The organism is Paraburkholderia sp. RL17-381-BIF-C (genome assembly GCF_046026435.1).
GTDB lineage: Bacteria > Pseudomonadota > Gammaproteobacteria > Burkholderiales > Burkholderiaceae > Paraburkholderia.
In genome coordinates this window covers 18827-37472 of sequence record NZ_JARESX010000049.1, presented here as the reverse complement: position 1 = coordinate 37472, position 18646 = coordinate 18827, and the positions used below count along the sequence as shown (strand labels likewise).

Genomic DNA, 18646 nt, shown 5'->3' with positions numbered 1-18646 from the left:
TCTTGTCAAACTTGGGAGAGAGTCATGGGACAGTACGCCGCGCCGCTGCGCGACATGCAATTCGTGTTGCACGAACTGCTTAACGTCGAAGCTGAAATCAAGCAGATGCCGAAGCACGCGGATCTCGATGCCGACACGATCAACGCGGTGCTCGAAGAAGCCGGCAAATTCTGCTCCGAAGTATTGTTCCCGCTCAACCACAGCGGCGACCAGGAAGGCTGCACATACGTCGGCGACGGCGTCGTGACCACGCCGAAGGGCTTCAAGGAAGCCTATGCGCAGTACGTCGAAGCCGGCTGGCCCGCGTTGGGCTGCGATCCGGAATACGGCGGCCAGGGTCTGCCCGCGTTCGTCAATAACGCGCTGTATGAAATGCTGAACTCGGCGAATCAGGCGTGGACCATGTATCCGGGTCTCTCGCACGGCGCGTACGAATGTCTGCATGCGCACGGCACGCCGGAATTGCAGCAACGCTATCTGCCGAAGCTCGTCGCCGGTGTGTGGACCGGCACGATGTGTCTGACCGAGCCGCATTGCGGCACGGACCTCGGCATTCTGCGCACCAAGGCCGAACCGAACAGCGACGGCTCGTACGCGATCAGCGGCACGAAAATTTTCATCTCCAGCGGCGAACACGATCTCGCGGAGAACATCGTTCACCTGGTGCTCGCGCGTCTGCCGGATGCGCCCAAGGGCACCAAGGGCATTTCGCTCTTCATCGTGCCGAAGTTCGTGCCCAACGAAGCCGGCGAACCCGGCGAGCGCAACGGCGTGAAGTGCGGCTCCATCGAACACAAGATGGGCATTCACGGCAACGCCACCTGCGTGATCAATCTGGACAACGCCAAGGGTTGGCTCGTCGGCGAGCCGAACAAGGGCTTGAACGCCATGTTCGTGATGATGAACGCCGCGCGCCTGGGCGTCGGCATGCAGAGCCTGGGTCTGACCGAAGTCGGCTATCAGAACTCGTTGGTATATGCGAAAGAGCGTCTGCAGATGCGTTCGCTGACCGGCCCGAAGGCGCCCGAAAAGGCGGCTGATCCGATCATCGTGCATCCGGACGTGCGCCGCATGCTGCTCACGCAAAAGGCCTACGCCGAAGGCGCGCGCGCTTTCTCGTACTGGTCCGCGCTGCACATCGACAAGGAACTGTCGCACGCTGACGAATCGGTGCGCAAGGAAGCCGCCGACCTCGTCGCGCTGCTCACGCCGATCCTGAAAGCGTTCCTGTCGGACAACGCGTTCGAGAGCACCAACCACGCCATGCAGATCTACGGCGGCCACGGCTTCATCGCCGAGTGGGGCATGGAGCAGTACGTGCGCGACGCGCGCATCAACATGATTTACGAAGGCACCAACGCGATTCAGGCGCTCGACCTGCTCGGCCGCAAGATCCTCGGCGACATGGGCGCGAAGATGAAGAAGTTCGGCAAGCTGGTGTCCGAATTCGTCGAAGCCGAAGGCGTGAAGCCGGAGATGCAGGAGTTCATCAACCCGCTCGCCGACATCGGTGAAAAGGTGCAGAAGCTGACGATGGAAATCGGCATGAAGGCCATGCAGAACCCGGACGAAGTCGGCGCCGCCGCCGTACCGTATCTGCGCACGGTCGGCCACCTCGTGTTCTCGTACTTCTGGGCGCGCATGGCACGCATCGCGCTGGACAAGGAAGCATCGGGCGATCCGTTCTACAAGGCGAAGCTCGCCACGGCACGCTTCTACTTTGCGAAGCTGCTGCCGGAAACGGCCATGACGATCCGTCAGGCGCGTGCCGGCTCGAAATCGATGATGGAAGTCGACGAAGCGCTGTTCTAAGTCGCTGTTTTCAGGCGTCAGGCAATCCCATCAAGGCAGGCGCCGCGCGTGTCGAACTCGCGGCGTCTCTCCTCAAACACACAACGCGAAGCGTCCATCGAAGCTTCGCGACCTCGCATAACTCTCCGGAGGAACGACGTGAGCAATCTGATCATTCGCAAGGTAGCCGTGCTCGGCGCCGGCGTGATGGGCGCGCAGATCGCCGCGCACCTGATCAACGCCAAGGTGCCCGTGCTGCTGTTCGATCTGCCGGCAAAAGAAGGCCCGAAGAATGCGATCGCGCTGAAGGCGATCGAGAATCTGAAGAAGCTGTCGCCGGCGCCGTTCGGCGTGAAGGACGACGCGCAATACATCCAGCCCGCGAACTACGACGACGACATCGAGAAGCTCGCCGAATGCGACCTCGTGATCGAAGCGATTGCCGAGCGCATGGACTGGAAGCACGACCTGTACAAGAAGGTCGCACCGCATCTCGCGCCGAACGCGATTTTCGCGACCAACACGTCGGGTCTGTCGATTACCGAGCTGTCGAATGGTTTCTCGGATGAGCTGAAGGCGCGCTTTTGCGGCGTGCACTTCTTCAATCCGCCGCGCTACATGCACCTGGTCGAACTGATCCCGACCGCGACCACGCGTCCGGAAATTTTCGACCAGCTCGAGTCGTTCCTGACCAGCGTGGTCGGTAAGGGCGTTGTGCGTGCGAAAGACACGCCGAACTTCATCGCCAATCGCGTGGGGATTTTCTCGATTCTCGCCGTCGTGACCGAAGCCGCGAAATTCGGCCTGCGTTTCGACGAAGTGGACGATCTGACGGGCGCACGTCTGGGCCGCGCGAAGTCGGCCACCTTCCGCACCGCCGACGTGGTCGGTCTGGACACGATGGCGCACGTCATCAAGACGATGCAGGACACGCTGAAGGACGATCCGTTCTATCCGGTCTACGAAACGCCGGCCGTGCTGGCCGAACTCGTGAAGAAGGGCGCGCTGGGTCAGAAGACCGGCGGCGGCTTCTACAAGAAGGAAGGCAAGGCGATCAAGGTGCTCGACGCGAAGACGGGCGAGTACGTGGACGGCGGCGCTAAGGCGGACGAACTGGTCGGCCGCATCCTCAAGCGCCCGCCGGCGGAGCGTCTGAAGCTGCTGCGCGAATCGCAGCATCCGCAGGCGCAGTTCCTGTGGGCGATTTTCCGCGACGTGTATCACTACATCGGCGTGCATCTGGAGTCGATCGCCGACAACGCGCGCGACGTCGATCTGGCGATCCGCTGGGGCTTCGGCTGGAACGAAGGTCCGTTCGAAGGCTGGCAGACGGCCGGCTGGAAGCAGGTCGCCGAGTGGGTGCAGGAAGACATCGCGGCCGGCAAGGCGCTCTCGAACGTGCCGTTGCCGTCTTGGGTGCTGGAAGGTCCGGTGGCCGAGAAGGGCGGCGTGCATACGAACGAAGGTTCGTGGTCGCCGGCTTCGAAGACGTTCGTGCCGCGCTCGTCGCTGTCGGTGTACGACAAGCAGGTGTTCCGTGCGCCGCTGGTCGGCGAAACCGCGGCTGATCCGAAGACCTACGGCAAGACGCTGTTCGAAACCGACGCCGTGCGCGCATGGGTCGACGATCGCGCCGGCGAGAACGACGTGCTGATCGTGTCGTTCAAGAGCAAGATGAACACGATCGGACCGTCGGTGATCGACGGTCTGACGCAGGCGATCGAACTGGCCGAAAAGGAGTACAAGGGCCTGGTGGTGTGGCAGCCGACGTCGCTCAAGCTCGGCACGCCGGGCGGTCCGTTCTCCGCGGGCGCCAACCTCGAAGAAGCGATGCCGGCCTTCATGATGGGCGGCGCGAAGGGCATCGAGCCGTTCGTGAAGAAATTCCAGCAAGGCATGCTGCGCGTGAAGTACGCGAGCGTGCCGGTGATCTCGGCCGTGTCGGGCATCGCGCTCGGCGGCGGTTGCGAACTGGCGCTGCATAGCGCGAAGCGGGTCGCGCACATCGAAAGCTATATCGGTCTGGTGGAAGTCGGCGTGGGTCTCGTGCCGGCGGGCGGTGGCCTGAAGGAAGCGGCGCTACGCGCGGCGGAAGCGGCGACGCAAGTCGGTGCGACCAACGACCTGCTGAAGTTCGTGCAGAAGTCGTTCGAAAACGCGGCGATGGCGAAGGTCTCGGCCTCCGCGCTCGACGCCCGCGCAATGGGCTACCTGAAGCCGTCCGACACGATCGTCTTCAACGTATTCGAACTGCTCGACGTCGCGAAGAAGGAAGCGCGCGCGTTGTCGGCGGCGGGTTACCGTCCGCCGCTGCGGGTCACGCAAGTGCCGGTGGCCGGCCGCTCGGCGATCGCGACCATCAAGGCGTCGCTCGTCAATATGCGCGATGGCCGTTTCATCAGCGAGCACGATTTCCTGATTGCTAGCCGTATCGCGGAAGCGGTGTGCGGCGGTGACGTGGAAGCGGGCAGTCTGGTCGATGAAGAGTGGCTGCTGCAACTCGAGCGTCGCGCGTTCGTCGATCTGCTCGGCACGCAAAAGACGCAGGAACGGATCATGGGCATGCTGCAAACCGGCAAGCCGGTGCGCAACTGAGCGACCAACGCGATAAGACTGCATGGGACCGGAGTAAGCGCTGAAGCGCTAACTCCGGTCGACCGCGATAAGGCTGCATGGGACCGGAGTAAGCGCTAAAGCGATAACTCCGGTCGACCGCGATAAGACTGCATGGGACCGGAGTAAGCGCTAAAGCGCCAACTCCGGTCGACAAAGGAGATTCAGATGGCAAAGCAACTGCAAGACGCATACATCGTCGCCGCGAGCCGCACGCCGATCGGCAAGGCGCCGCGCGGGATGTTCAAGAACACGCGCCCCGACGAACTGCTGGTGCACGCGATCAAGTCGGCCGTGGCGCAAGTGCCCGGCCTCGACACCAAGGTGATCGAAGACGCGATTATCGGCTGCGCGATTCCGGAAGCGGAACAAGGCCTGAACGTGGCGCGCATGGGCGCGCTGCTGGCCGGCCTGCCGAATACCGTCGGCGGCGTGACGGTGAACCGCTTCTGCGCGTCGGGCCTGACGGCGCTGGCGATGGCGGCGGACCGCATCCGCGTCGGCGAGTCGGACGCGATGATCGCGGGCGGCTGCGAGTCGATGAGCATGGTGCCGATGATGGGCAACAAGCCGTCCATGTCGCCGCATATCTTCGATCGCAATGAAGACATCGGCATTGCGTATGGCATGGGCCTGACGGCCGAGAAGGTCGCCGAGCGCTGGAAGATCAGCCGCGAAGCGCAGGACGCGTTCTCGGTCGAATCGCACCGCCGCGCGATCGCCGCGCAGCAAGCCGGCGAGTTCAACGACGAAATCGCCGCCTACACGATCACCGAGCGCTTCCCCGATCTCGCAACCGGCGAAGTCCGCGTGAAGACCCGCGAAGTCTCGCTCGACGAAGGTCCGCGCGCGGAAACCTCGCTCGAAGGTCTGGCCAAGCTGCGCGCGGTGTTCGCGAACAAGGGTTCGGTGACGGCGGGCAACAGCTCGCAGACCTCGGACGGCGCGGGCGCGCTGATCGTGGTGTCGGAAAAAATGTTGAAGGAATTCAACCTGACGCCGCTCGCGCGTTTCGTCAGCTTCGCCGTGCGCGGCGTGCCGCCGGAAATCATGGGCATCGGCCCGAAGGAAGCGATTCCCGCCGCGCTGAAGGCCGCCGGCCTGAAGATCGACGACCTCGACTGGATCGAGCTGAACGAAGCGTTCGCCGCGCAATCGCTGGCGGTGATTCAGGACCTCGGTCTGGATCCGGCGAAGATCAACCCGCTCGGCGGCGCGATCGCACTCGGCCACCCGCTGGGCGCGACGGGCGCGATTCGTGCGTCGACCGTGGTGCATGGTTTGCGCCGCCGTAACTACAAGTACGGCATGGTGACGATGTGCGTCGGCACGGGCATGGGCGCAGCGGGCATCATCGAGCGGCTGTGAGCGTGCTCGCCGCAGTGTTCAGTCCGGCATTCGCTTCGGTCTATACGGCGAGGCTCGGGGCGACCCTCGGGGCGGCCCGTTAGGCACCGCGCAACGGTTCGCAGGCCATCCGGCTTGCGAACCGTTTTTACATTCTGAGCAGGAGTACGAGGAGATGACGATGGATATTCTGGTCGAGCGCGCCGACGGCGTGCTGACGATTGCCTTCAACCGGCCCGACAAGAAGAACGCGATCACGGCAGCGATGTATCAGACAATGGCCGATGCGCTAGTCGAAGCGCAAGGCGACGCCGCGGTGCGCGCCATCCTGATTCGCGGCAGCGCGGGCATTTTCAGCGCCGGCAACGATCTCGAAGATTTCATGAAGACGCCGCCGATGGGCGAAAACGCGCCGGTGTTCCAGTTCCTGCGCGCGATCAGTTCGGCGGAGAAGCCGGTGGTGGCGTCGGTGGCGGGCCCGGCGGTTGGGATCGGCACGACCTTGCTGTTGCATTGCGATCTGGTCTACGCCGCCGACACGGCGAGCTTCTCACTGCCGTTCGCGCAACTCGGCCTGTGCCCGGAAGCGGCGTCGAGTCTGCTGTTGCAGCGTGTGGGCGGCTATCAGGCGGCGGCGGAGAAACTGCTGCTCGGCGAAGCGTTCGACGCCACCGAGGCACAACGCATGGGCTTCGTGAATCGCGTGCTGCCCGCCACCGAAGTCGACGGGTTCGCCGCTTCGCAAGCCGCGAAGCTGGCCGCGCTGCCGGCCTCGTCATTGCGCGTGACGAAGAGCCTGATGAAGCGCGCGAGCCACCAGGAACTGCAAACGCAGATGTCGGAAGAAGCCGTGCATTTCGGCAAGATGCTGCTCGCGCCCGAAGCACGCGAGGCGTTCAAGGCGTTCTTCGAGAAGCGCAAGCCGGACTTCCGGCAGTTCGACTGAGCGACGCGCCGGAGCGCTTGAACCACTTCGGGCGCGAGCGCTGAGGCGTAGAACGGACTTGCCAGCTTGGGCGGCCTCCAGCTTTTTTGCACGGCTGGACCTTCGCCCGCTCGCAGGTCTGGCGCGTCGCCGTTCAAAGCTGCGTCGGCTGCAGCGTGTCGTAGTCGACGTAGCTCTTCTCGCGGCAGAAGCTCACCAGCCGCACGCCCGCCTTGCGGGCAATCGCAATCGCCAGCGACGACGGCGCCGAGATCGTCGCGACCATCGGCACGCCAACGCGCGCGGCCTTGCGCACCAGCTCATAGCTCGCGCGGCTCGACAGAAACACGAAACCCTCTTTGGTATCCACGCGATCGAGCACGAGCCGGCCGATCAGCTTGTCGAGCGCATTGTGGCGGCCCACGTCCTCGAACGCATAGCGGATCGCGCCTGCCGCGTCGCACCATGCGGCGGCGTGCAGGCCGCCGGTCAGCTGCGTCAATGCCTGATGCTCGGGCAGTTCGCGGGCGGCGCGCGCAATCGCATCCGGTGCGAGCCGTTGCAGGAAACCGGTGTCCGGCACGCGCTCCGGTTCCAGATCCAGCAGATCGATGCTTTCGATGCCGCACACGCCGCAGCCGGTGCGCCCGGCGAGCGCACGGCGCTTTTCCTTCAGCGCGACGAACGCCTGCTGCACGACCTGCAATTGCACTTCGGCGTGCGGCAATTCACCGTCGTCGTGCAGTTCGACCTCGATATCCTGAATGTCGCTGCCGCGTTCCACGATCCCTTCGGAAATCGCGAATCCGACCGCGAACGCTTCCAGATCGCGCGGCGTGCACATCATCACCGCATGCGAAATGCCGTTGAAGACCAGCGCGACCGGCCATTCCTGACCGACGTGGTCGGTCACGGTCTCGACTTCGGCGCCGCGATGCCGGCGCACCTGGCGCTCCACCGCGCCCGGTTGCCCGCCTGTTTCCAGTTCGTCCAAGCTTGTCACTCCTTTGCCATGCCGCGCGCGCCTGAGCGGCAGGTGGGCTCGCGGGTTGCCGCCAGGCCGTGCCGCCGTCGCGCGAATAAGGTTCTAAAATACCTCAAGCTGGGCTTGAGCGTTGCCCGCCATCCACGAGGGACACTGTCATGGGACTCAACGAAGCGCCGCTTCTGTTCAACTTCGAGGTCGAGTCTTCGGAGAATTTCACTTACATCCCGATGTCGGTGCGCTTCAACCTCGACCGGTTCGGGCTGCGCATCTCGCTTCAGCAATGGCAACTGCTGCCGCTGGAAGACCGCAAGCTGCTGGCGCGTTTCCCGGTCGAGGAAGACGCGGAGATCGAGCCGAACTTCGATCACGCCCTGTTCGAAATGCTGCGCACCCATGCGAACGTCGAGCCGGAGTGGTTCACGCCCGAGGAAGCGCCGGCCTGGCGCCGCACGGATAGCGTGCCGGAGGGCATCGCGCATCAGGCGCAACTGGCCGGCATGGTCGCGCCGGGTGTGGCCCGATGGGCCGAACTCGATCCGTTCAAGCGCTACGTGCTCGCCAAGCTGTCGCGCAAGCCGGAGGCCAACCACGACTTCGTCCCGGCCATGAAGGAGTTCGGTGCGGCCGGCTAGGTGCGGCCGGCTAGGTGCGGCCGGCTAGGTGCGACCGGCCCGGTTGCGGTCGGTCAACCGCACCGGCCACGAGTTGCCGGCCACGTTTTTTTCATTCACCACCCTCAACCTGTTCCGAACGCTGCCGTTATCCATGGGTTGGCGCGTAAAGAAAATCCGTATCGATGCGGCCCGATGCATCGAAATCGACCGCGCGCTCCCCGCCCGCAGAACGATTGACGTTCGGAACCCATGACTCCTTTTCTATCGAAGCGGCTGCTGATCAACATCGCGGTCGTCGCCGCGGCGGTCGGCGCGAACGCGTTCGTCGCCTACACGCAGATTTGCGGCCAACGCGACGCGGACGCGCGCATGCTGCGTTCGACGAGCGTGCGCCAGAACCTCGACGCCTACCAGTCGGCGCTCGACGGCGGTCTCGCCGCGCTCGGCCGCTTCGAGGCGTCGGGCGAGTCCGCGCCGGCAGGTTCCGCTGCCGCGATGGTCACGACGCTTGCGCGTCTGGAGCGCGACCTGCGCAGTGAATTTGCCGGCGAACCCGCCATGCTCGACGCGCTCGCCAGGCTGAGCGCGGACAGTCATGCGTTGCAACACGATATCGACGACGCGCTGCTCAGGAGCGCCGGCGCCGGGCCGAACGCCTCGCGCGCGTGGGCGGCGTCGACCTACACCCATCTCGGGCTCGGGCTGGATCGTGTGGAAGCCGCGCTGGCCTCGTTGCGCGGCGAGGAGAATCGCGCCTTGCGGGCCTCGCTCGCGGCGTCGGCAAGCGAAACCCAGCGGGCCATGTTCCTGCTGATCGTGACGATGCTGGCCGGCAGCGTGCTGCTGATCTACACGTTCGGCGTTCGCGAAAACAGCGCGCGCGAGAAGCTGCGCAGCGTGCGCGCGCTCGGTCGCCACGACGAACGCTTTCGCGGCCTATTCGACGAACATCCGGTGCCGATGTACATCGTCGATCGCGAGACGCTGCGCTTTCTCGCCGTCAACGCGGCCGCAATCCAGCAATACGGCTATTCCGAAAGCGAATTTCTCGGCATGACGATTCGCGCGATCCGGCCGCAAGCGGAAATCTCGCGTCTCGAATCGCATCTGCAGCGCAGCGACGCCAGCCAGCATGGCCGTACCATGGCGGGCATCTGGCATCACCGGCGCAAGGACGGCTCGACGATCAGCGCCGACATTTCGTATCACGCGCTGAATTTCATGGGCCGCGGCGCGTTCTTCGTGCTGGCCGACGACGTCACCGACCAGATCAACGCCGAAGCCGAAGCACACCGTTCGAACCAGATGCTCGAAGCGGTGATCGACAATATTCCGCAGCGCATTTTCTGGAAGGACATGGAGTCGCGCTACCTCGGCTGCAACATGGCGTTCGCGCGCGATGCGGGACTCGCGTATCCCGAGCAGGTGGTGGGCAAGAGCGACGCCGACATGCCGTGGCGCGACTTCTCCAGCCTGCTGGGCGACCATGACCGGGAAGTCGTGAGCACCGGCGTGCCGAAGATGAACTTCGAGGTCGATCTGGTGATCGACGGCGTGCACCGCACCACGGTCACGAGCAAGCTGCCGTTCACCGACGGCGACGGCCGCGTGATCGGCGTGCTCGGGTCGTACACGGACATCACCGAGCGCAAGCGCGCCGATCTGGCCTTGCGTCTGCAAAGCCGCGCGCTCGATGCCAGCGTCAACGCGATTCTGATCACGGCGCCGTCGCCCACGGGCAATCTGATCGAGTACGTGAACCCCGCGTTCATGCGCATTACCGGCTACGACGCCGCCGAGGCGATCGGTCACGATTGCCGCCTGCTACAGCGCGACGACCGCGACCAGGAAGGCGTCGCGCTGATCCGTCAGGCACTCGCGGCGAACCGTGAGGTGAGCGCGGTGGTGCGCAATTATCGCAAGGACGGCGCACTGTTCTGGAATCAGCTCTTCATCGCGCCGGTGCCGAATCAGGACGGCGTGATCACGCATCACATCGGCGTGATCAACGACGTGACGGACCTGATGCGCTATCAGGAGCAGCTCGAATATCAGGCCAACTACGACAGCCTGACGCGCCTGCCGAACCGCAATCTGCTGCGCGACCGTCTGCAGCATGCGTTGGTCGTCGCGCAACGGCATCACAAAGGCGTCGCGGTCGTGTTCATCGATCTGGACGGCTTCAAGAACGTCAACGACAGCCTCGGCCACAGTGTCGGCGACCGCTTGTTGAGCGTGGTTGCCGAGCGCCTTGCCCGTTGCACGCGCACGAGCGATACGGTGGCGCGGCACGGCGGCGACGAGTTCGTGATCGTGATGACCGATACCGTCGACGAACAGTCGCTGATCGCGTGGATGGAGCGCGTGCGCGTGTCGATCTCCGAGCCGGTCTGGCTCGACGGCACCGAACTGTATGTCGGCTGCAGCATGGGCGCGAGCCTCTTCCCGCAAGACGGCGAAGATGCCGAAACGCTGATGAAGAAGGCCGATCTCGCCATGTATCGCGCCAAGGACATGGGCCGCAACACGTTCCAGTTCTATCAGCCGGAAATGAACGCGAGCGCGGGCACGCGACTGAATCTCGAACGGCGTTTGCGCCGCGCGTTGCGCGACAACCAGTTCCTGCTGCACTACCAGCCGCAGGTGGACATCGAGAGCGGACAGATCGTCGGCACCGAGGCGCTGGTGCGCTGGTGCGATCCGGAAGTCGGCCTGGTGCCGCCGTCGTCCTTCATTCCGGTGGCGGAAGAAAGTGGGCTGATCGGGCCGCTCTCGGAGTGGGTGTTGCGTGAAGCGTGCCGGCAGAACAAGGCGTGGCAGGACGAAGGCCTGCCACCGGCGCGTGTCTCGGTGAATCTGTCGGCGCGGGTGTTCCAGCAGCGCGATATCGCCAAGCTCGTCATGCAGGTGCTGGCCGAGACCGGCCTCGCGCCGCAATATCTCGAACTCGAGCTGACCGAAAGCACCATCATGCGCAACGCCGAAGAGGCCGTGTCGATGCTCAACGAACTGCACGCGCTCGGCATCGGCCTTGCCATCGACGACTTCGGCACCGGCTATTCGAGTCTCAGCTATCTGAAGCGCTTCCCGGTGGATCGCCTGAAGATCGACCGCTCGTTTGTCTCCGACATTGGCGTGTCGGGCGACGACGAGACCATCACCTCGGCGATCATCGCGCTCGCGCACTCGCTGAAATTGCAGGTGATCGCCGAGGGCGTGGAGACGTCCGCGCAGCTCGACTTCCTGAAAGAGCGCGCATGCGACGAGATGCAGGGCTTTTACTTCGCGAAGCCGTTGTCGACCGACGCGATGTCGGAACTGCTGCAGGGTGGCGTGGGGCGCGAACTGGCGATGGTTTGAGCGTTCGCGCCCGGCGCGCTCACTGTGCCGGCGTGCTCAGGAAAACCGGCAGGTCTTCCGCCATGTCGGAAAACGACTGCAGGAAGGGATGGGCAGTCTTGCTCACCGTGCCTGGCAACATCATCTGCGTGAATTGCCAGGCCACCGCCACGGTGACGTCAGCCGCGTCGAACTGGTTGGCTTCGATCGGCAGCGCCGTTGCCGCGAGGTCGCGTTCGAGTTCCGCGTAAGCGGCGGATAACTGCGTGCTTACGCGGTCGATCCATGGCTCATGTTGCTTTTCCACCGGACGCAGATTGCGCTCGTAGACGATCTGCACGGTTTTCTCGCACGCGGCAAGCGCGAGTCCAGTGAGATGGGCGGTGCGCAAGGCGGCCTCGGGCTGGGTCGGGAAAAGTCGCTGGTCCGGCCCGGCGAGCGTGGCGAGGTACTGGAGAATCACCGTCGAGTCCATCACGGTCTGGCCGTTGTCGGCGATCAGCGTGGGCGCCTTGACCACGGGGTTGATTCTCGCGAACTGGTCATAGGTGCGGAACACCGAGATCGCCTCGTGCTCGAACTCCAGCTTCAGCAATTTGAGGCAGATAGCGACCCGGCGTACGTAGGGCGAATCCAGCATTCCGATCAGTTTCATCTCATTCCCGTTAGAACATCTATCATGAGGCGCCCGGCTCCGCGGCTCCCACGGTTCCCCTGTCTGTAAGGGATAAGGGCGCGTTGAGCCAATAGATTAAGCATCTACGGGCAGCAAAAAAAGCGACAATTAACGACGATTTACGTCAGAATTTCTTACATGAAGCCAATCCCGCCTTTGACCGCGTTACGCTGCTTCGAAGCCGTCGCCCGCCTGGGTGGCGTGACGCAAGCCGCGCGCGAACTGCATGTCACGCACTCGGCGGTGAGCCAGCAAATCAAGGTGCTGGAAGATTCGATGGGCATCGCGCTCTTCATGCGCGAGGCGCGCGGGCTGCGGCTGACCGAGGAAGGGCGGCTTTACGCGCTCGATATCCGCATGGCGCTGCGCGACATCACGCATGCCACGCGCCGTGCGCAGGCCCGCCCGCACGAAAGCGAACTGGTGATCACGACCTTGCCGTCGTTCGCTCAGCATTGGCTCGTGCCGCGCCTCGCTAGTTTTCGCGAGGCGCATCCGTACTACCGGATCCGGCTGCTGACGAGTTTGCAGGTGGAGGATTTCCGCCAGGGCGTGAGCGATATCGGCATCCGCATGGGGCAGGGGCATTGGCCCGACGTCGCGCAGCAGAAGCTGTTCGACGACGACATGGTGGTGGTCGCCGCGCCCCATTTCGCGCTCGCGCCGAACGGCCGCTTTCCCGTCACCGCCCCGGACGTGATGGCCTGTCCGTTGATCTCGAGTCCCGATACACCGTGGCATGACTGGTGTCAGGCGGCGCAGGTGGCGGAGCCGGCCGACGGGGCTGTGGTGTTGTCGGCGAGCGATTCGAATATCGTGATCGGCGCCGTGCTGCATGGCCAGGGTGTCGCGCTGGAACGGCGCAGCCTGGTCGCGAATGCGCTGGCGCGGGGCGACCTGCTGCAGATCACCGATATTCGCGTGCCCTATCGTTACCCGTACTGGCTGGTGTGGCAGCAACGCGAAATTCTCGATGCCTCGCAGGCGCATTTCGCGCAGTGGATCGAAGGGCAGGTCGACGTCTATCTGCGCGGTAGCGGGGCAGCGGTGGTGGCGAATCGTGCCGGTTAGCCCGCGTGGGTTCGCGCTGAGCAGGTCATGACGCCTGGGCTCCGATGCGTGGGCAGTGATGCGCGAGCTTCGACGCACCGCCTTCGACGCTGGCGTTTCGAAAATGCGACGCTTGTAACGACGTTTTCGAAAAGCGCCTCGTCGGATATATTGATGTTTCCCATCTCAGACCGCGCTGGGAACCACGAAGCACCGATTCACGTGGCGTTGCGCCCGCCTTTCGCTGCTTGCACCGGGTGATGGGCGTTTCGCCATCGACTATTCGCCAATCCGACTGGAGAGAACAATGACGTCGTCACCTGCAAAGAAACTGTCTGTGTTGCTGGCATCGGTTGTATTGAGCGTGGCGTGTGCCGCGCCGGCGTTCGCGCAAAGCGGCGGCGGTGGTGGCCCGGCGGGGAACGATTCCGACGCGGCGATACCGTCGGCCGCATCGAAAGCGGCTCCGTCCACCAAGGCTGAGCGCAAGGCCGCGCGCAAACAGGCGCGGGCGAAGAAAAACGCCGAGTTGAAAAAGTTGGAGGCCAACGGCTATCAGCCGTCGCGTAACGATCCGAACTATCCGAACGATATTCAGAACGCGCAGAAGAAGGCGGGAATCGGCGCGGCGGCGAGCCAGTAAGCAGGTTCAGCGCATGACGGTGCAACCGAGGTAGAAGCCAAAGCCAAAGCCAAAAGACAACGAGGCGCTAAAAGCGCCTCGTTTTTCGTTTACCGCGAGCCGCTCAATCCAGCGCCGGCAACGCGCGCGGACGCCGGTCGCTGTCTGTCGCGACATAGGTCAGCGTGGCTTCGGTGACCTTCACGAGGTCTTCGGTCAGGCTCATGCGCTGCGCGTAGACCTCGACCTCGACGGTGACCGAAGTATTGCCCGTCTTGACGATATCCGCGTAAAAGCTGAGCAGATCGCCGACGAACACCGGCTGTTTGAACACGAACGAATTGACCGCGATGGTCGCCACCCGCCCGTTGGCGCGGCGGCTTGCCGGGATCGAGCCGGCAATGTCCACTTGCGCCATGATCCAGCCGCCGAACACGTCGCCGTGGACGTTCGCATCCGAAGGCTGCGGCACCACGCGCAGCGCGCAGTGCTTTTGCGGGAGTTGAAGAAGATCGGTCATCGGGGCACCCTTGAGAAACGTGTTGGTTCGGTCGGCTGGACCAGCGGGCGGGGCAATTCACGACAACGGTACGGCACGCACCGCGCGGCTAACGTGCCACCTACGGCCGGACAACCCATGAAAAGCGGCGCCAGCCGGCTTCTGCGACAATAGAAAGATCAGGAATTGTACGGGAAAGCGCCCAGCCGGGTCGCGCGACAAAATGCAGTGTGCCGGGTCGGCATGCGGCGGTCGGCGCGCCGCTGCGAACTCCGGCCTTTCCACACTCTCCCCAGCCGATCCCCATGCGCCGCTCGCCCTCGTCCGAACCTTCTCCGATCTCCACCCAGCCGCGCAACGACTGGCAGACGATTCTTTCGCTGCTGCCGTACCTCGCCACGTATAAATGGCGAGTCGCCTTCGCGCTGAGCTGCCTGATCGGCGCGAAGGTCGCCAATCTGGGGGTCCCGATCGTCATGAAGCGGATCGTCGACAGCCTCGCCTCGGTGCAGCATCTCACCGCGCTCGGCCGCGCCAACGATTCGCCGGCCATCGTTCTGCTGGGCGGCGTCGGCCTGCTGGTGGTCGCGTATGCGGTGGTGCGGTTGTCCACGTCGCTGTTCACCGAGCTGCGCGAGATTCTGTTTTCGAAGGTGACCGAGAGCGCGGTGCGCCAACTGGCGCTGAAAGTGTTCCGCCATCTGCATGCGCTGTCGCTGCGCTTTCATCTCGAACGGCAGACGGGCGGCATGTCGCGTGATATCGAGCGCGGCACGCGCGGCATCACGCAACTGATCTCGTATTCGCTGTACAGCATTCTGCCGACGCTCGTCGAAGTCGGCCTCGTGCTCGGCTTTTTCGTCGTCAAATACGAGGCGTATTACGCGGTGGTCACGTTCATCGCGCTGGCGGTGTACATCGTCTTCACGGTGAAAGTGACGGAGTGGCGCACGCATTTTCGCCGCACCATGAATGATCTCGATTCGAAGGCGAATTCACGCGCGATCGATTCGCTGCTGAACTACGAGACCGTCAAGTACTTCGGCAACGAAGAGTGGGAAGCGAGCCGTTACGACGAAAACCTGAAGCGCTATCGCACGGCGGCGATCAAGTCGCAGCGCTCGCTGTCGGCGCTGAATTTCGGGCAGCAGGCGATCATCGGTACGGGGCTGGTGTTCATTCTGTGGCGCGCCACGCAAGGCGTGATGGCCGGGCGTCTCACGCTCGGCGATCTGGTGTTGATCAACACCTTCATGCTGCAGCTTTATATTCCGCTGAATTTTCTCGGCGTGGTGTACCGCGAGTTGAAGCAGAGCCTCACCGATATGGACCGCATGTTCACGCTGCTCGGCGCGGCGCGGGAAGTGCCGGACGTGGACGGTGCGCCCGCGCTGCGCGTGAACGGCGCGCAGGTGCGCTTCGAACATGTGAACTTCGCGTACGAGCCGGCGCGGCAGATTCTGCACGACGTGAGCTTCACGATTCCGGCGGGGACCACGACGGCGGTGGTCGGCCATAGCGGCTCGGGGAAGTCGACCCTCGCGCGGCTCATGTTCCGCTTCTACGATCTGGACCGCGTGACGGGCGGCGCGATCACCATCGACGGTCAGGATATTCGTGACGTCACGCAGGATTCGCTGCGCGCATCGATCGGCATCGTGCCGCAGGATACGGTGCTGTTCAACGACTCGATCTATTACAACATCGCTTACGGCCGGCCATCGGCGACGCGCGAGGAAGTGATCGCGGCGGCGCGCGCGGCGCATATTCACGAGTTCATCGAGGGGCTGCCGAAGGGCTATGAGACGCCGGTCGGCGAGCGCGGTCTGAAGTTGTCGGGCGGTGAAAAGCAGCGCGTGGCGATTGCGCGGACCATCCTCAAGAATCCGCCGATCCTGCTGTTCGACGAAGCGACCTCGGCGCTCGATTCACGTTCCGAGCGCGCCATTCAGCACGAGCTCGATCTGATCGCCCGCGAGCGCACCACGCTGATCATCGCGCACCGGCTTTCGACCGTCGTGCATGCACAGCAGATCATCGTGATGGACAAAGGGCGTATCGTCGAGCGCGGCACGCATGCGGAGTTGTTGCGCGCAAACGGCCTGTTCGCGCAGATGTGGGCTTTGCAGCAGCAGCGCGCAAGTGAGGCGCCGGAACAGGTGGAAACGGTCGATGCGGGAGGGCGTGGGCGATAGGCTTGGGTGACGCGTGTTGCGTTGCCGCCTGGCAATTGGCGCGGAGTTAAGGTCGAGAGTTGAGAGCCAAACGCCAAACGCCAAACGCCTAGCGCGCCCCAGCCAGCGCGCGCAAACGCTGATCCAGCTCGCCTAACTGCGCGGGCGTGCCGACGTTCTCCCACAGACCCTCGTACAGCTCACCGCTCGCCAGACCGCGTGCAATGGTGTCGCGATAATACGGCGTGAGCGCGCGCCGCGTGCCGTGCGGCAGATCGCGGAACATGCGGGTGTCGTATAGGCCGATGTTGCCGAACGTGAAGCGCGGCTCGCCCTCGAGCGACAGCGCGCCGTCGGCCAGGCCGAAGTCGCCGGCCGGATGAAACGCCGGATTCGGCACCATCACGAGATGCATGCCCGGCTCGGGCAAGGCCGCGAGTTGTTCCGCGCGAGCATTCAGCGTGGCGTAGTCGAAGTCGGCGTACACGTCGCCGCTGACCGCGACGAACACTTCGCTCGCGCCGTTATCTTCCAGCAACGGCAACGCCTGCACGATGCCGCCCGCGGTTTCCAGCGCCTCGCGTTCGGCCGAGTAGCGCAACGCCACCTGCCAGCGCGAGCCGTCGCCGAGCGTGGCCTCGATCTGCTCGCCGAGCCACGCGTGATTGATCACGATGGTGCGAAAGCCCGCCTGCGCGAGCCGTTCGATCTGCCAGACGATCAGCGGCTTGCCGCCCACTTCGAGCAAAGGCTTGGGACGCGTATCGGTCAATGGACGCATGCGCTCGCCGCGTCCGGCGGCGAAAATCATCGCTTTCTTCAGGGACATCGTCATCGGTCAGAAGGTGTAGCCGACTTCATTCGCGCGGCCTTCGAGATCGTCGAGCAGCTTCGCGAACGGACGCAGTGGTGCATAACGATCGGCCACCTTGCGCGCATAGCCGATGAAACGCGGCAGGTCTTTCATGTAATGCGGTTTGCCGTCGCGGTAGTTGATCCGGCAGAAGAGGCCCAGCACCTTGATGTGCCGTTGCAAACCCATCCACTCCACCTGGCGGTAGAACTCGCCGAAATCGGCATCCACCGGCAGGCCGGCTTTTTTCGCCCGCTCCCAGTAGTACACGAAGCAATCCAGCTCGAACTCCTCGTCCCAGCTCAGGAACGCGTCGCGCAACAGCGAGGCGACGTCGTAGGTGATCGGGCCGTACACCGCGTCCTGGAAGTCCAGCACGCCGGGGTTGACCGCGGGGTGTCCAGGCTCCGGCCCGGTTGCGATCATCAGATTGCGCGGCATGAAGTCGCGCAGCATGAACACCTGCGGCTGCGCGCGGGCGCTCGCGATCAGCAGCGCGAAGGTGCGATCCAGCACGCCGCGGGTCTTTTCGTCGGCCTCACGGCCCAGATGCCGGCCGAGAAACCATTCCGGCATCAACTCCATCTCGCGGCGCAGGAACGCTTCGTCGAAGGGCGGCAGCACGTCTTCGCGCGACGTGAGCTGCCAGCGGATCAACGCGTCGAGCGCGTCACGCATCAGCGTGCGGGCGCGGCGCGAGTCGCCTGCGCTTTGCGCTTCGGTCAGCGCGCCGAGGTACGACGCGGTGCCCAGATCCGTGACCAGCATGAGGCCGGCCTCGAAATCGACCTCCAGCACGCGCGGCACGTACACGCCGGCGGCCTCGAGCAACTGCGCGACCTGCACAAATTCGCGGCACTTTTCGGGCGGCGGAGCGTCGACGGCGATCAGGGTGGCGCGGCTTTCGCCTTCCGCCGCCTTACCGGCGAGCCGGAAATAACGCCGGAAACTGGCGTCTGACGAAGCCGGAACGAGGGTGTCGAGCTCGAGCGCATAGCGCGCCGCATGGCCTTTCAGCCAGGCTTTGAGCAGTTCGAGACGGGGATCGGTGGAGTCTTGGAGTGGGGGCAGCGTCATGAAAACCGGCGGCAAATTCAGAGGGGCAACGTCTTGCCATATAATACCCCACGACTTTTTTGACGCGGCTCACGCCGG

Annotated in this window: 14 protein-coding genes; 9 read left to right on the top strand and 5 right to left on the bottom strand. The window is 64.0% G+C overall.

All coding sequences use genetic code 11. The features are described 5' to 3' along the window. The first annotated feature begins 24 nt into the window (after positions 1–24). From P0D70_RS25600 to P0D70_RS25585, 4 genes are all read left to right on the top strand, one after another. Positions 25–1812, top strand: coding sequence for an acyl-CoA dehydrogenase C-terminal domain-containing protein (locus P0D70_RS25600; RefSeq protein WP_408186516.1), 1788 nt, complete (start codon positions 25–27; stop codon positions 1810–1812). Between the two features lie 138 nt (positions 1813–1950). After that, positions 1951–4386, top strand: coding sequence for a 3-hydroxyacyl-CoA dehydrogenase/enoyl-CoA hydratase family protein (locus tag P0D70_RS25595; RefSeq protein ID WP_408186515.1), 2436 nt, complete (start codon positions 1951–1953; stop codon positions 4384–4386). A gap of 186 nt (positions 4387–4572) precedes the next feature. Continuing rightward, positions 4573–5772: an acetyl-CoA C-acyltransferase gene (locus tag P0D70_RS25590; protein ID WP_408186514.1), complete on the top strand. Its 1200-nt coding sequence runs from the start codon at positions 4573–4575 to the stop codon at positions 5770–5772. A gap of 154 nt (positions 5773–5926) precedes the next feature. Further along, a complete protein-coding gene (locus tag P0D70_RS25585; RefSeq protein WP_408186513.1) occupies positions 5927–6697 on the top strand; it encodes an enoyl-CoA hydratase in 771 nt (256 codons plus the stop codon). 133 nt (positions 6698–6830) lie between these two features. On the opposite strand, the gene fdhD is transcribed toward P0D70_RS25585, so the two are convergent. Then, the gene (gene fdhD, locus P0D70_RS25580; RefSeq protein WP_408186512.1) at positions 6831–7670 is read right to left on the bottom strand and encodes a formate dehydrogenase accessory sulfurtransferase FdhD; all 840 of its coding nucleotides are present in this window, start codon (positions 7668–7670) and stop codon (positions 6831–6833) included. A gap of 149 nt (positions 7671–7819) precedes the next feature. Here fdhD and P0D70_RS25575 point away from each other — a divergent pair, with 149 nt between their 5' ends. Then, positions 7820–8296 carry a nitrate reductase associated protein gene (locus tag P0D70_RS25575; protein WP_091796733.1) on the top strand — a complete coding sequence of 159 codons (477 nt, stop codon included), beginning with the start codon at positions 7820–7822 and terminating at the stop codon, positions 8294–8296. A 231-nt stretch (positions 8297–8527) separates the two neighbouring features. Then, positions 8528–11638 (top strand): sensor domain-containing protein, encoded by a 3111-nt coding sequence (locus tag P0D70_RS25570; RefSeq protein WP_408186511.1) that lies wholly within the window; start codon positions 8528–8530, stop codon positions 11636–11638. A gap of 19 nt (positions 11639–11657) precedes the next feature. Here P0D70_RS25570 and P0D70_RS25565 read toward each other — a convergent pair whose 3' ends face one another. After that, positions 11658–12272 (bottom strand): glutathione S-transferase, encoded by a 615-nt coding sequence (locus tag P0D70_RS25565; RefSeq protein WP_408186510.1) that lies wholly within the window; start codon positions 12270–12272, stop codon positions 11658–11660. Between the two features lie 159 nt (positions 12273–12431). Between P0D70_RS25565 and P0D70_RS25560 the strand changes: the two genes are divergently transcribed. Further along, positions 12432–13364 carry a LysR substrate-binding domain-containing protein gene (locus tag P0D70_RS25560; protein WP_408186509.1) on the top strand — a complete coding sequence of 311 codons (933 nt, stop codon included), beginning with the start codon at positions 12432–12434 and terminating at the stop codon, positions 13362–13364. Positions 13365–13650: 286 nt separating this feature from the next. Next, the gene (locus tag P0D70_RS25555) at positions 13651–13986 is read left to right on the top strand and encodes a DUF4148 domain-containing protein (protein ID WP_091796729.1); all 336 of its coding nucleotides are present in this window, start codon (positions 13651–13653) and stop codon (positions 13984–13986) included. A gap of 103 nt (positions 13987–14089) precedes the next feature. Here the strand turns inward: P0D70_RS25555 and P0D70_RS25550 are convergent, their stop codons facing one another. Beyond that, positions 14090–14485, bottom strand: coding sequence for an acyl-CoA thioesterase (locus tag P0D70_RS25550; RefSeq protein WP_091796728.1), 396 nt, complete (start codon positions 14483–14485; stop codon positions 14090–14092). 284 nt (positions 14486–14769) lie between these two features. On the opposite strand from P0D70_RS25550, the gene P0D70_RS25545 reads away from it, so the two are divergent. Beyond that, entirely contained in the window at positions 14770–16659 is a 1890-nt protein-coding gene (locus P0D70_RS25545) for an ABCB family ABC transporter ATP-binding protein/permease (protein WP_408186508.1), read from the top strand. A gap of 88 nt (positions 16660–16747) precedes the next feature. On the opposite strand, the gene murU is transcribed toward P0D70_RS25545, so the two are convergent. Beyond that, positions 16748–17473 (bottom strand): N-acetylmuramate alpha-1-phosphate uridylyltransferase MurU, encoded by a 726-nt coding sequence (gene murU / locus P0D70_RS25540; RefSeq protein ID WP_408186507.1) that lies wholly within the window; start codon positions 17471–17473, stop codon positions 16748–16750. A 3-nt stretch (positions 17474–17476) separates the two neighbouring features. Further along, complete coding sequence (locus P0D70_RS25535; RefSeq protein WP_408186506.1) at positions 17477–18568, bottom strand: aminoglycoside phosphotransferase family protein; 1092 nt, start codon at positions 18566–18568, stop codon at positions 17477–17479. Positions 18569–18646: the final 78 nt, after the last annotated feature.

Bases quoted from the DNA above. Each gene is read 5' to 3' on its own strand.
- P0D70_RS25575 (WP_091796733.1), top strand. From the start codon at position 7,820: ATGGGACTCAACGAAGCGCCGCTTCTGTTCAACTTCGAGGTCGAGTCT.
- P0D70_RS25550 (WP_091796728.1), bottom strand. From the start codon at position 14,485: ATGACCGATCTTCTTCAACTCCCGCAAAAGCACTGCGCGCTGCGCGTG.
- murU (WP_408186507.1), bottom strand. From the start codon at position 17,473: ATGACGATGTCCCTGAAGAAAGCGATGATTTTCGCCGCCGGACGCGGC.
- P0D70_RS25560 (WP_408186509.1), top strand. From the start codon at position 12,432: ATGAAGCCAATCCCGCCTTTGACCGCGTTACGCTGCTTCGAAGCCGTC.
- P0D70_RS25565 (WP_408186510.1), bottom strand. From the start codon at position 12,272: ATGAAACTGATCGGAATGCTGGATTCGCCCTACGTACGCCGGGTCGCT.
- P0D70_RS25590 (WP_408186514.1), top strand. From the start codon at position 4,573: ATGGCAAAGCAACTGCAAGACGCATACATCGTCGCCGCGAGCCGCACG.
- P0D70_RS25570 (WP_408186511.1), top strand. From the start codon at position 8,528: ATGACTCCTTTTCTATCGAAGCGGCTGCTGATCAACATCGCGGTCGTC.
- P0D70_RS25555 (WP_091796729.1), top strand. From the start codon at position 13,651: ATGACGTCGTCACCTGCAAAGAAACTGTCTGTGTTGCTGGCATCGGTT.
- P0D70_RS25545 (WP_408186508.1), top strand. From the start codon at position 14,770: ATGCGCCGCTCGCCCTCGTCCGAACCTTCTCCGATCTCCACCCAGCCG.
- P0D70_RS25585 (WP_408186513.1), top strand. From the start codon at position 5,927: ATGACGATGGATATTCTGGTCGAGCGCGCCGACGGCGTGCTGACGATT.
- P0D70_RS25600 (WP_408186516.1), top strand. From the start codon at position 25: ATGGGACAGTACGCCGCGCCGCTGCGCGACATGCAATTCGTGTTGCAC.
- P0D70_RS25535 (WP_408186506.1), bottom strand. From the start codon at position 18,568: ATGACGCTGCCCCCACTCCAAGACTCCACCGATCCCCGTCTCGAACTG.